General features: G+C 45.8%; 15 protein-coding genes, 1 tRNA gene, 1 pseudogene and 1 riboswitch. Of the genes and pseudogenes, 8 read left to right on the top strand and 9 right to left on the bottom strand.

Features of this window, described 5'->3' with window-relative positions; genetic code table 11:
* Positions 1–109: 109 nt before the first annotated feature.
* The 3 genes from AC3WTF_RS06660 to spoVIF all read left to right on the top strand — a co-directional run bounded on the left by AC3WTF_RS06660 (position 110) and on the right by spoVIF (position 981).
* Positions 110–307: a hypothetical protein gene (locus tag AC3WTF_RS06660; protein WP_020955645.1), complete on the top strand. Its 198-nt coding sequence runs from the start codon at positions 110–112 to the stop codon at positions 305–307.
* A 91-nt stretch (positions 308–398) separates the two neighbouring features.
* Complete coding sequence (locus tag AC3WTF_RS06655) at positions 399–560, top strand: YjcZ family sporulation protein (protein ID WP_007610678.1); 162 nt, start codon at positions 399–401, stop codon at positions 558–560.
* Positions 561–726: 166 nt separating this feature from the next.
* The gene (spoVIF, locus tag AC3WTF_RS06650) at positions 727–981 is read left to right on the top strand and encodes a sporulation-specific transcription regulator SpoVIF (RefSeq protein ID WP_003154986.1); all 255 of its coding nucleotides are present in this window, start codon (positions 727–729) and stop codon (positions 979–981) included.
* 68 nt (positions 982–1049) lie between these two features.
* Here spoVIF and AC3WTF_RS06645 read toward each other — a convergent pair whose 3' ends face one another.
* Positions 1050–3335, bottom strand: a complete 2286-nt coding sequence (locus AC3WTF_RS06645) for an ATP-dependent helicase (RefSeq protein WP_492314218.1) — start codon at positions 3333–3335, stop codon at positions 1050–1052.
* A gap of 119 nt (positions 3336–3454) precedes the next feature.
* Between AC3WTF_RS06645 and AC3WTF_RS06640 the strand changes: the two genes are divergently transcribed.
* Together AC3WTF_RS06640 and bla are read left to right on the top strand one after the other, a co-directional pair.
* On the top strand, positions 3455–3709 hold the full coding sequence (locus tag AC3WTF_RS06640; protein WP_007409082.1) for a hypothetical protein: 255 nt from the start codon (positions 3455–3457) through the stop codon (positions 3707–3709).
* Between the two features lie 68 nt (positions 3710–3777).
* Entirely contained in the window at positions 3778–4527 is a 750-nt protein-coding gene (gene bla / locus AC3WTF_RS06635) for a subclass B1 metallo-beta-lactamase (RefSeq protein WP_129004068.1), read from the top strand.
* Between the two features lie 41 nt (positions 4528–4568).
* Here bla and AC3WTF_RS06630 read toward each other — a convergent pair whose 3' ends face one another.
* The 6 genes from AC3WTF_RS06630 to AC3WTF_RS06605 form a co-directional block, all read right to left on the bottom strand.
* Positions 4569–5291 carry an ABC transporter permease gene (locus AC3WTF_RS06630; RefSeq protein ID WP_007409080.1) on the bottom strand — a complete coding sequence of 241 codons (723 nt, stop codon included), beginning with the start codon at positions 5289–5291 and terminating at the stop codon, positions 4569–4571.
* Positions 5284–6021, bottom strand: coding sequence for an ABC transporter ATP-binding protein (locus AC3WTF_RS06625; protein WP_039062913.1), 738 nt, complete (start codon positions 6019–6021; stop codon positions 5284–5286). The genes AC3WTF_RS06630 and AC3WTF_RS06625 overlap by 8 nt, the downstream gene beginning before the upstream one ends.
* Positions 6022–6255 (bottom strand): AbrB/MazE/SpoVT family DNA-binding domain-containing protein, encoded by a 234-nt coding sequence (locus AC3WTF_RS06620; RefSeq protein ID WP_007409078.1) that lies wholly within the window; start codon positions 6253–6255, stop codon positions 6022–6024.
* 158 nt (positions 6256–6413) lie between these two features.
* Positions 6414–6845 (bottom strand): GNAT family N-acetyltransferase, encoded by a 432-nt coding sequence (locus AC3WTF_RS06615; RefSeq protein ID WP_012117312.1) that lies wholly within the window; start codon positions 6843–6845, stop codon positions 6414–6416.
* A gap of 4 nt (positions 6846–6849) precedes the next feature.
* Entirely contained in the window at positions 6850–7365 is a 516-nt protein-coding gene (locus AC3WTF_RS06610) for a YjcG family protein (RefSeq protein ID WP_007409076.1), read from the bottom strand.
* A 25-nt stretch (positions 7366–7390) separates the two neighbouring features.
* Positions 7391–8113 carry an esterase family protein gene (locus AC3WTF_RS06605; RefSeq protein ID WP_007409075.1) on the bottom strand — a complete coding sequence of 241 codons (723 nt, stop codon included), beginning with the start codon at positions 8111–8113 and terminating at the stop codon, positions 7391–7393.
* A gap of 174 nt (positions 8114–8287) precedes the next feature.
* Positions 8288–8413, top strand: a riboswitch (SAM riboswitch).
* Positions 8414–8482: 69 nt separating this feature from the next.
* Here AC3WTF_RS06605 and AC3WTF_RS06600 point away from each other — a divergent pair.
* The 3 genes from AC3WTF_RS06600 (at position 8483) to AC3WTF_RS06590 (ending at position 10983) form a co-directional block, all read left to right on the top strand.
* Positions 8483–9604, top strand: a complete 1122-nt coding sequence (locus tag AC3WTF_RS06600; RefSeq protein WP_032871212.1) for a methionine biosynthesis PLP-dependent protein — start codon at positions 8483–8485, stop codon at positions 9602–9604.
* Positions 9597–10772 (top strand): cystathionine beta-lyase, encoded by a 1176-nt coding sequence (gene metC, locus AC3WTF_RS06595; RefSeq protein WP_007409073.1) that lies wholly within the window; start codon positions 9597–9599, stop codon positions 10770–10772. The genes AC3WTF_RS06600 and metC overlap by 8 nt, the downstream gene beginning before the upstream one ends.
* Before the next feature lie 138 nt (positions 10773–10910).
* Positions 10911–10983: transfer RNA gene (locus tag AC3WTF_RS06590), tRNA-Val, on the top strand.
* A gap of 279 nt (positions 10984–11262) precedes the next feature.
* On the opposite strand, the gene AC3WTF_RS06585 is transcribed toward AC3WTF_RS06590, so the two are convergent.
* Positions 11263–11553 carry a contact-dependent growth inhibition system immunity protein gene (locus tag AC3WTF_RS06585; RefSeq protein WP_047935615.1) on the bottom strand — a complete coding sequence of 97 codons (291 nt, stop codon included), beginning with the start codon at positions 11551–11553 and terminating at the stop codon, positions 11263–11265.
* A gap of 16 nt (positions 11554–11569) precedes the next feature.
* Positions 11570–12310 (bottom strand): annotated as a pseudogene (locus AC3WTF_RS06580) (RNase A-like domain-containing protein); the annotation flags it as partial.
* Positions 12311–12372: the final 62 nt, after the last annotated feature.

Below are 12372 nucleotides of genomic sequence, written 5' to 3'. Positions count from 1 at the left end.
AAGAAAAAACCGAAATAGCCGTTTTCTAAAAAACCGGAGCTTCCGGTTTTTTTGTTTTTTGCCGAACGCCGGCCTCTGTTCGGCATAGATCATAGGAGGAGGGGATGTTATGAATATATTTGAATCATTCATAAACGGTAAATACCGCCGGCACAATCAAAACCAGCTGGAGCATGACAAATATATCTTATCTATTGAAAAACAGCTGTCTGAGTTTGATGAAGCGGGATCGCGCTTTGAGGAATGGATAGATGTGTTTGCCGCCGAAACAGAAGCGAAACTGAAGAAAAATGAGCATTCTCACTAAAATGAATGAAATCCGCACCGGCCCTATGCATTTATCCAAGCCAAACAAGTCGGCTCACATAGAGTATAGAGAGTAAAGGAGGTGCTTAGATATGGGATTCGGATATGGCGGATTCGGCGGCGGCTACGGCGGTTATGGCGGCTGCGGCGGATACGGAGGCGGCTATGTCGGAGGCGGATACGGCTCAACATTTGTTCTTGTTGTCGTATTGTTCATCCTTCTGATCATTGTCGGTGCATCCTTTTTTGGCTAAACCTTAGCAAGACCTTGGATAAGCGCGGGACCGTTCAGTCCCGTGCTTCCCTGATGTATAAAGGAGTATAGAGACGGGGCACTCGGAATTTTTTCCTTGTCTTACGGGCACATGTTCCGCTCTTTATTCATACAATATCGTATTACTCCACAAAAGGAGGCACACCATGGATAATCAATTTTTCAAAAATATTGAGAAGAAAACAGGCGTCAGCATGAAGGATGTCATGAACCTTGCAGGATCATTGCAAAATGCCAATTTCAAAGATGAAAACACGGTGAGAGGCGTCATTCAGAAGGTGTCCCAGCTGGCTAACAAGCGTGTTCCGAAAGAATTGGAAGACAAAATCGTTCAATCTATTACAAGCGGTAAAGAGAAACTTGATTTTGGCACCATTTCTAAAATGCTGAACAATAAATAGGCGTCAGCCGGCCTTGCTAAAAAGGCCTTTTTATGTGAGAAGAACCCGGCAGTGATCTGCCGGGTTCTTTATATCCTGAGTACGCTCCGTCTGTCCGTCCGAAGAAGGGGCTCGAGAAATCTTGAGCTGCGCGCTGTTTTTCCCCGCCTGTACGCGGGACAAGATACATATAAATGCTGCATGGCCCTTGTCATTGCGACATACAGAAGCCGTCTTTCTTCTTCGAGCGGAGCGGGATCGCCCTGTCTCGCCGTCTCAAGTGCGAAGTCATGGGGGATCGAGCCGTCAGCCGCGCCTAAAATATAGACCGTATTGAATTCAAGACCTTTAGAGCGGTGAATGGTCAGCAGTTCGACGCCGTTTTCATCGGTTTTCAGATTCTCAGCGGCGCGCATATGATCGACATGCGCAAGAAAATCAGGAATGGTTTTGAATTTTTTGGCGGCCACTTTGACATCCCTGAGATCATCAGAGCCTTTTTCCAGTTTGTTTCCCTCATTGCCCCGTTTTTTTAAATACTCGGAAAAACCCATTTTGCTTTCTGCAAAGGTGATGGCTTCAACCGGCTTCATTGTCCGGATGCTTGCGAAAAACGGAACGATCTGCTTGATCTTCCCTATTTGAAAAGGCTTCAGGTCAGGCAGTTTCGTCAGTGCCTTAATCATCGTGCAATCTTCCGTGATTGACAGCGCCTTTAACGTTTGCAGGGCGGATTGCTTTAAAAATAAGGCGGGCAGCAGGTCTTTCACCGCATCCGGATCATCTTCATTCTGACTCGCATATAAGTAGGCGAGGATCTGGCGTACGATTCTGCGGCTGTAGAACGTCTGCACGCCCCGGTCGGCATGATAAGGAATCGATGATTGGTGCAGTCTTTCATAAATGGCCCGTCCGGCGCTGTTTGTCCGGTAAAGCACGGCAAAATCGTCAGGACTCGCCCCGTTTTGAATTTTCTCTTTCATATCCGAAACGATCATGGTCGCTTCTTCTTCTTCATCGTAAGGATAAAACATCACGGGATTGTGAACGCCGTTTTTGACGGCAGAAAGTGTTTTTTTATACCGTTTTTTATTTTTCTTTACGACGGCATGAGCGCTTGAGACGATCGGATGCGGCGATCGGTAATTTGCCGTTAAGTAAATGGTCTTTGCTGCCGGATAATCTTTCTGAAAATCTAAAATGAAAGACGGGCTGCTGCCGCGGAACGCATAAATGGATTGGTCGTCATCACCCACGCAGCACAGGTTATTCTTTGGGCTTGCGATCATTTGCATAATGTTGTACTGGACAGGATTGATATCTTGAAATTCATCAATCAAAATATGAGAAAATCTGTTTTGGTACTGCGCGAGAATATCAGGCCGGCTTTGAAACAGTTCATAACAGCCTTGGGCCATGTCATCAAAATCAAATTGCCGTTTTTCCTGCTTCTGCCGTTCGTAATGTTCGTAGAGCCTGTACACTTTTTTCTCCCAGTCGTCCGCAAGCGGAATGGTCTCATGGGGGAGATACGTGTTTTTCCAGCAGCCGATAAGCTGAAGCGCCTGGTCGACGGGAAACTCTTTAGCATCCAAGTTTTCTTCATAGAGCGCCTTTTTCACATATTGCTCTTTTTGCCACTCCATTTTTAAAAGCTGGCTGCCGTTCCATTTTGAAGAATCATAATGACAGAGTATTTTATAGAAAAAACTGTGGAATGTTCCGGTCACGAGACGGGAGACTTTTCCGGCTGCCAGACCGTACTCATTTGCCATCCGCTCTTTCATTTCGGCGACGGCTTTTGTCGTAAAGGTCACAAGCAGCATATTCTCAGGTGAAATGCCGAGGTGTTCAATCATATGGGCGGCGCGTGCTGTCAGCACCCTTGTTTTTCCGCTTCCCGCTCCGGCAAGCACTAATAAAGGCCCGTCCGTTTCAGTAACTGCCTTCATCTGTTCACGGTTCAGGCCGATGCCGGGGAACAAAGATGTATCAGCCGCCTCGGATGTTGGTGAAAACGGTTCGGCCGCAGGCACTTTTTTCGGGCTTTTCCATTCTGAGACGATCGGTTTCGGATTCTCTGAAATCGCTTTTCCTTTCGGCAGGCGGAACATGCCGGCTTCCTTATACTCTTCTTTTTCTTTCTCCGCTAGTGGTTCCTCGGCCGCGCATGCTTTTTCACAGGCGGTGAAGTCTCCCTTTTGCCGGTGATAAAATGCCGGCTGCTCTAAAATCGAAAGCCGCATCAAGACGGGCTGCTCACAATGTGCGCAAAAAATATTTCCTTTCTGAGCTTCTTCAAAAAGGAATTGGTAATGTTCTCTAGAATATGTATGTAAATGTATCGTTCGGTTATTCAGTCGGGCGCATTTCAAAAAGGGGTCCTCCCATTAAAAGGTGTTCATCCATTTGATAGACAAAGAATATCATAACAAAAGAACAGCGTTTCAAAAAGTAAGATTAAGGGAAATGAAAGCGAAGGGGAGGGGTACATATGATTTATGCAGGACGGATTCAAAACCAGCAGTATTCTCAATACGCAAACCGGGCAGCGGGTTATAAGTCTGATTATGCCGGCATTACGAAAGCGGCCGCCCTTGCCAATGACAGGGTGTACAGAGAGGTGGAGCGCCGCCAGGAAAACACCGCAGCCGCAGAAAAGAAAGTACATGAGGAAAAACGTAAGCGCTCTCTTTCCCGTCTGCCGCAAATCATGGGAAAAGGCCGGTTAATAAATCAATACGTGTGAAAAAGCCCGGATATATCCGGGTTTTTTTGAGTCGTATATATGAAAGATGCGGAAAGGAATGATTCAATTTGAGAAAGCTTTCATTATTAATTGCGGGGTTATTTCTATTCGGCCTCTTTACTGCCGGAATGAAACCGGCAGACGCGGCGGAGGGCTCCGCCGCAAAAGATGTCACGCTTACACAGCTGGCGCCGCATGTTTGGATGCATACAAGCACCGGTACGGCAGACGGAAGTCCCGTCCCTGCGAACGGATTGCTTCTTGAGACTTCCAAAGGAATCGTACTGATTGATACTCCGTGGAATGACAGTCTCACAGAGCAGTTAATGACACAAATAAAAAAGCGGTTTCCCGGCAAAAGGATGACCGATGCCATTGTGACACACGCCCATGACGATCGTATCGGCGGTCTGAACACCCTGTACAAATACGGTGTAAAGGTGCACAGCACGAAGCTGACCGCCAACTTCGCCCGAGAGCAGGGATATGACCGGCCGCTCGGAGATTTGAAAAACGTGACAAAGCTGCAGTTTGGCGATATGAAAATTGAAACGTTTTATCCGGGAAAAGGGCATACAGAAGACAATATTACCGTCTGGCTGCCTAAGGATAAGCTCTTATTCGGCGGATGCTTAATCAAGGCTTTAGAAACAAAGGAAATCGTGCCTACTCCGGGCTTTTATCCGGACCAGTGGCCGCGCGCCGTCCGCAAAGTCATGAAAAGATATCAGGACATCAGCATTGTCGTTCCGGGCCATGGCAGTCCGGGGGATGACCGTCTGCTGCCGCATACGATAAGCCTTCTGAAAGAAACGTAAAAAAGAAGACCGGCGCTCCCATTACGGAGTGCCGGCTTTTTTTATCTCTTCCTGATTTTCATAAAACTGAGGAAAGCAAGTGCAAGCGCCAAAACGGTATATCCCGCTATCGGCCAAATATGCTGATGAAAGGAAGAATAATCTCCGGATATGACTTCCTGGGCCAGTTCGATCGAGTGAACAAACGGTAAGGCATAAGCGATATGTTTGAATGTGTCACCGAGCAGGCTCACCTCCATCCAAGCCCCGCCCAGAAATTGCACGAGTGTAATATAAATCGTTCCGATACCTGAAATTTGTTTGTCCGTAAACACAGCCCCTAAACATAAACCGAAGAAAACGGACATCATCGCAATCGGCAGCAAGACAGCGATACCTGCGAGAAGATTCATCCACTCGGCGGATAAACCGGCAGCCGCTGCTGCGATAAAACAAATGACGATTTGTAAAATGGCTAACGGCAGCATCGGCATTGCATAACCGATGACATAATCGGCTGTTTTTAAAGGGGAAGCAAACAAACGGGTCAAAAGGGCGGTCTGTTTGTCTTTTGCGATCAGCAATGCAGAGAACATCGTAAGGAAAGCGAAACCGAAAACAATGAGTCCGGGTGCTAAGTGCTGAATTTTAAAGGTATCAAGCGGCGCATTTTTTTCAATCGCCGTAAACAGAAACAATAGAATAACAGGCAGTGCGATTCCAAGGATAATAGACAGGGGGTCACGAAAAATTTCTTTGCGGTTGCGAATGGCGAAATCAAGCATAAAGACCCGCCTCCCCGTCACAAATCGCTAAAAAGGCATCTTCAAATGTAGCTGAATGAGTTTGCTTTTTCAGAGCCTCCGCCGTACCCAGTGCTTTTAAAGTCCCATTTTCTAAAATGCAAATACGATCTGCCAGGGCTTCAGCCTCTTCTAAATAGTGTGTCGTTAAAATAATCGTCATGTCACCCTTTAATGCCTCAAGATTTTTCCACAATTCGCGGCGCGAACGGACGTCCAGCCCTAATGTCGGCTCATCTAAGAAATAAATATCCGGCTTGGTGATCATTCCCATTGCGATGCTGAGCCGGCGCTGCATTCCTCCTGATAATGTTTTGGTTTTTGCTCTTTCTTTCTCTTTTAATTGAAACAATTCGAGCATCTCATCTGTTCTTTTTTTTGCTTCTTTTTTCGGAATTCCGTAGACTCCGGCTATAAACTCTAAGTTTTCCCGTACGGTTAGATGAGGAGCGATGGCTGTTTCCTGCGGGGACATATTCAATTTCGGTTTTATTTTATCCAAATCAGTCAAAATACTGTGTCCAAGCACTGATGCATCACCGTTATCCGGAGAAAGGAGTCCGCAAAGCATGCTGATTAATGTCGTTTTTCCGGCTCCGTTCTCACCGAGTAAAGCGAAAAATTCCCCTTTCTCAACTGAGAACTCAAGACGGTCAACGGCGGCGGTTTCTTTATAATGTTTCGTTAATTGCTTCAGCTCAATCGCGTGCATTTACTCATCCTCGCTATCTTCATCGATTTGCTTAGCGTTTAAAATATCTTTTGCAAACTCGAAAAAGAGTTCTTGTTTAACAAGTGCGATACCTTGCTGGTCATCTCCGAGCATAAGCAGTGAATCCCCCGGATTTATATCGAAAACATCTCTTGCTTCTTTAGGAATGACAATCTGTCCTTTTGTGCCCACTTTAACAGTCCCGAAAATGTGTTTTCCTTTTGGTGCCGTCATGTTTATCCCTCCGAAAAATGAATTGTATTTTTTGTATGAATTGTAATACTTCGTATACTAAACATACATTGATCTTCCATAAAATTCATTAAAATTCATGAAATAGTTTTATTTTCATAAAAAAGCACTCCTGCCATATAACAGGAGTGCTTTTGATTTTATCGTTTGTGTTCCTTTATCATTTCCAGATGGGGGATGCCCGCATCGAGAAATTCTTCGCCGGATGTGACGCGGTATCCTTGTTTTTCGTAAAACGGAACCGCCTGCGTCTGCGCATGTAAGATAAAGCTGTCGGCGCCTTTGGCTGCCGCCGCTTTTTCAAGCGCCTGCATAATGATGGCTCCGACGCCTAAAGAACGATGGCTTTTCATCACGCAGATGCGCTCTAATTTTCCATGCCCGTCTTTCAAGCGCCATCTGCCGGCTCCGACCGGCTGGCCGCCGTCATATATGACTATATGCTCTGACGTGTCTTCGAATTGATCAATCTCTTCTTCTTCCGGAACGTGCTGTTCTTTAACAAAGACCTCTTTTCTGACGAAAAAAGCGTCGTTTAGCTGTTTTTCAGTTTTTGCGATGATGGATTCCAAGCAGTTATTCTCCTCCGCCTAATAAAAATGTTTCATACACAGTCCATGAGCCGTTATCCAGCTGATAGAGCAAGTGAAAACGGTCGATGACTTCTTCGTGGGAAATGTCCAGCATTTTCAGCTGTCCGAGTACGTCGGAATGTTCATCTGACGACAGCTTCTGGCCGACCGTGACATGCGGAACGAAGCTGTATTCCGGCTCGCCGGATAATGCTCCTGAGTAGCATTTCTCACTCAGAGATTTTAATTCCTCCGTCGGCTCTGCTTTCATATATATCACATTATTCACAGGAGAAAACGAGCTGTATTTTGTGATTTTCAGAACGAGCGGATGCGACTCTTTCGCCGTCTGTCTCAGCTGTGATACGACCTGCTCGATTTCCTGTTCTGTCGCTTCAAACGGATCTCTTAGCGTCAGGTGCGGAGGAATGAGCGCGTAGCTCGGGTCGTAGCGTTTCCGGTACGAATTTGCGAGATCCTGTAATTTTTTTGATGGAAATAAAACAATACCGTATTTCATGAAAGTTCCCTCCTTAAATGAATGGTTACAGCATTTTTTTCAGCGCCGGCGTGATGAGCGGCTGCCAGTAGGTCCATTTATGATCCCCGTCGAAGGTTTCATACGTGTATTCAGACTGTTTGCTTTCCAGCAGCTGTTTGAGCTCTTCGTTCGGCGCGGTGAAATCAAGAACCTGGCCGTCTGTCGTGTGAACGCCGGTTTCTTTTTCTCCGATTTGATGATAAACGGAAATCTGTTTGAGATCCTCCGACTGCCGGACGGCATCCAGCACGTGCCCGTCAACATACGGAGACTGCATGATGACGTTTCCAAACATGTTCGGATAGTCAATCGCCGTCATAAGCGAAACGGTTCCGCCGAGGGAATCCCCGATCATGGTGCGGCCGTATCCGACTTGATAAGTCGGGTATTCTTTGTCGATAAAAGGAACGAGCTCATTTGCGATGAATCGCTTATATGAGGCGAACTTAGACCCTTCTGGATGGTATGTGTTTCTTCGCTCCCGCACATTTTTATAAGGGACGCCGATAATGATGCAGCGGTCAATTTCCCCTTTTGACATAAGCTCTTCCGCCTGCCGCCCGATTCTCCCTAATCTGAAATAATCATGGCCGTCCTGAGCGATGACCGTATGATATTTATACAGGGGGGAGAAGGTGGCGGGCAGGTAGACCAAAACGGTCATTTCCTCTTCAAGCTCATGGGAGAAAAGTTTTTTCTCATGAATGATTCCGTTTTTTGATGCCACTTCGCATTCCTCCAGGCCGCTTCTTGTCTTGATGGTTTTTTCCTATTGTACCATGAATTATTAGAAATTTCTTTCTTCAGATGCACTTCTTGCGAGAGTTCAGATAAATAAAAAGTTATTGAAATTCATTTTATAGTGCGTTAATATAGAACAATCAGAAAATACAAAACAATATTCTTATCACGAGAGGTGGAGGGACTGGCCCTTTGAAACCTCAGCAACCGGTTTGCTTTGCCGCGGGAAGGCAAAGTGCCAAGGTGCTAAATCCAGCAAGCGATTCACATGCTTGGAAGATAAGAGGAAGAGAAAAGCTCCTTCTTCTTATGAAGAGGGGGCTTTTTTATTTTTGAAAAAGGATGGTGCTTACTGATGACGCAGCATGTTGATACAAAATTAGCCCAAATCGGAAATAGAAGCGAAGAAGCAACGGGAACGGTCAGTCCGCCGATTTATCTGTCCACCGCTTACCGCCATAGAGGAATAGGAGAATCTACAGGTTTTGACTACGTGCGCACGAAAAACCCGACACGCCAGCTCGTTGAAGACGCTATCGCCGTGTTGGAAAACGGTGCGAGAGGCTTTGCCTTCAGCTCGGGAATGGCAGCCATTCAAACGATTATGGCTTTATTTAAAAGCGGGGATGAATTGATTGTATCCTCCGATTTATACGGAGGCACGTACCGTTTGTTTGAAAACGAATGGAGAAAATACGGCTTAAGCTTTATTTACGATGATTTCAGCGATGAAGACTGTTTACGCTCCAAAATAACGGAAAACACGAAAGCGGTATTTGTTGAAACGCCGACAAACCCGTTAATGCAGGAGGCGGACATTGAAAAAATCGCCCGGATTACGAAAGAAGCCGGCCTGCTTTTAATTGTGGATAATACGTTTTATACCCCGGTGCTCCAGCGCCCGCTTGAACTGGGAGCGGACATCGTCATTCACAGCGCCACAAAATATTTAGCGGGGCACAATGATCTCCTTGCCGGTCTTGCTGTCGTAAAGGATGAAGAGCTCGGCGAGATCATGTTTAATCACCAAAATGCGATCGGAGCCGTTCTCCCGCCGTTTGATTCGTGGCTTTTAATGAGAGGGATGAAAACACTCGGACTCAGAATGCGCCGTCATGAAGAAAACGCCCGTGAACTTGCGGAATTTTTAGAACAGGAAGAAGAAATCGCCGACGTGTTATATCCCGGAAAAGGCGGGATGCTGTCTTTCCGGCTGCAAAAAGAGGAATGGATCAATCCGTTTTTAAAGGCGCTGAAAACGATCTGTTTCGCAGAAAGTCTCGGCGGGGTGGAAAGCTTTATTACATACCCCGCGACACAGACGCACATGGACATTCCGGAAGACATCCGTATCGCAAACGGCGTCTGCAACCGTCTGCTGAGATTTTCAGTGGGCATTGAACATGCAGAAGATTTGAAGCGGGATGTAAAGCAGGCATTACAGCAAGTAAAAGAGGGGGCCGTGTCATATGAGTAATCACAATTGGACGCTGGAAACCCAGCTCGTGCACAATCCATTTAAAACAGACGGAGCCACCGGAGCCGTCAGCGTGCCGATTCAGCATGCTTCCACATTTCATCAGTCTTCATTTGAAGAATTCGGGACATATGACTACAGCCGCTCAGGCACACCGACAAGAACAGCGCTTGAAGAAACAATCGCAGGCCTTGAAGGCGGAACGAGAGGTTTTGCTTTCAGCTCCGGTATGGCGGCGATTTCGACGGCATTTCTGCTCTTATCCCAAGGCGACCATGTCCTCGTCACGGAGGATGTGTACGGCGGAACATTCCGCATGGTGACTGAGGTTCTGTCCCGTTTCGGAATCGAACATACCTTTGTCGATATGACGGACACAGAAGCTGTCGCCCGCGCCATCCGGCCGAACACGAAAGCCATTTATATGGAAACACCGTCAAACCCGACGCTCGGCATCACGGATATTAAGGGCGTCGTCAAACTGGCAAAGGATCACGGCTGTCTGACATACCTTGACAATACATTCATGACGCCTGCTCTGCAGCGTCCGCTTGATCTCGGTGTAGATATCGTGCTCCACAGCGCGACAAAATTTTTAAGCGGCCACAGCGATGTGCTGTCAGGCCTTGCCGCCGTAAAAGATGAAGAGCTCGGCAATCAGCTGTATAAGCTGCAAAACTCGTTTGGAGCGGTGCTCGGCGTTCAGGACTGCTGGCTCGTATTGAGAGGCTTAAAAACATTGCAGGTCAGACTGGAAAAAGCGAGCCGGACGGCCGAACGGCTGGCTGCCTATTTTGACGGGCATCCCGCCATCAAAAACGTTTACTATCCCGGCCTTGCCGGACACCCGGGAGCCGATACCCATAAACGGCAAGCGAGCGGAGCGGGCGCCGTCCTGTCCTTTGAATTGGAAAGCAAAGAAGCCGTCAAAAAGCTGGTCGAAAACGTATCGCTTCCGGTATTTGCCGTCAGCCTCGGCGCCGTCGAATCCATTCTCTCATACCCTGCAGCCATGTCGCATGCCGCCATGCCGAAAGCAGAGAGGGAGAAACGCGGCATCACAGACGGCCTTCTGCGCTTGAGCGTCGGAGTCGAAAACGCCGAAGATTTAGAGCGGGACTTCGAACAGGCATTGAAAAAAATAACCCCCGCCCAAGTGAGATCATAAACGAAAAGGGCGCCGTCAATTTTGTGACGCGCCCTTTTTTTATTTTAGATAAAAAAAGTGTTGACGAATGAGAAATCAGGATATATAATTATAAATGTCAGAGAGACAACAACATACCCAGCAACACATACATATCATGATTCCGTAGCTCAGCTGGGAGAGCGCTACCTTGACAGGGTAGAGGTCGCTGGTTCGAGCCCAGTCGGAATCATAGCCAAAACCCTTGCTACGCAAGGGTTTTTTAATTTCCCTTAATAAAGCCGGTTTATCAAATTCGTAAGTTGTTGGCGAACTTGATTTTTTGGCTAGAAATTTATTGTCCGTATCTCTTTTTAGGGTCAAAATTGTTGAAAAGTTCAGCTAGTGATGCCGTCAAGTAGATCCAAACCGCACTGTCGGTATTGCATTTCTATTCAGATAAGAAAGCCAAAAAATTCGGTATCAATATAAAAAGGCCCTCTCATAAAATGGGGGCCTTTCAGTGTTTCTTTTAAATAGCTTCTTTTAGTTGTTCTATTACACTTTTCAACCATTCTATAGGTGGTAAGCCAATTGTCGGGAAATATAATTCTGCATTACACTTTATAATGTCTTCCTTTTCTTCTTTAGTTAGATCGCTATTTAGAAACTCTTCGCAATACTTTACTGTAAATAGCAAACCTTCTTTACTAATTTCCTCAATAAATTCGTCTAAGGCGTGTTCAGGAGATTGGATATCTTGATGAAATGTTGCACCTAAAAAATTTTCTAATTCATCTAAGAAATCATACCTTTCATCCATGATACTTCCTCTCTTTCTATTTGGTTGGATATCCTGTAAGGATAAAGTTACCGTTATTATCTTTTTTGAGTATAATTTTTGCGTTTGTAACGTTTTCTACTAGATCTGAATTTCTTGATACACTTCTGCCGATTATTTCTCCATCGCCCTTGTATCTTAACATTAATTTAGGTTTTTTAGGATCATCAATCCAATTTTCGATTTTCTTTATATTTTTTGAATCGTTTAAAACTGAATTAGCAATTCTTTCAGCGGTAGCCCTATTTTTAAAAGTAGATGAAGCTGTAATATGTGGGTTAGAATCAGTTTTCAGTCTTTCTATTAATTCTTTATCTGTTTTCCCAACATGTCTTTCTATAAGATGCCCGCCTTTTGCTTCATGAGCAGCTAAACCTCCGCCAGGTGCGAGAGGGGTACTATCACCTTGTTTGACATTACCTATGGCTGTGTTGTTAGAATTTTCAGATTTTATGAGTGCATTTTCTTTCTGATCTTCAATAATACTTTTCAACAAAGGCGTATTCTTCACATTGTCAGTATTTTTAATATCCTGTGCTATTCCGGCAAGCGCGGGTTGGTACTTATTTTTCGAAACGGAATTGATATAGTCTTTTCCTTTTTCAATCCCGGTTTTTACATGTTTTGCAGCCGCTTTTTCTCCGGCTTCCAAGACGTTATCCACTTTAGCTGCACCTGTTTTCGCGAGCTTACTTGATACTTTTACAGCTGAGCCGGAACCTTTGAGTCCGACAATGCTTATTTATTGATTTTGTCATCATTCATCGAGGGGCGAATTGGGGACGGAGCTGCTTTTTGGGC

Source organism: Bacillus sp. EB106-06-01-XG163 (genome assembly GCF_058791615.1).
The sequence above is the reverse complement of the archived record's forward strand: the minus strand, read 5'-3'. Positions and strand labels throughout refer to the sequence as shown.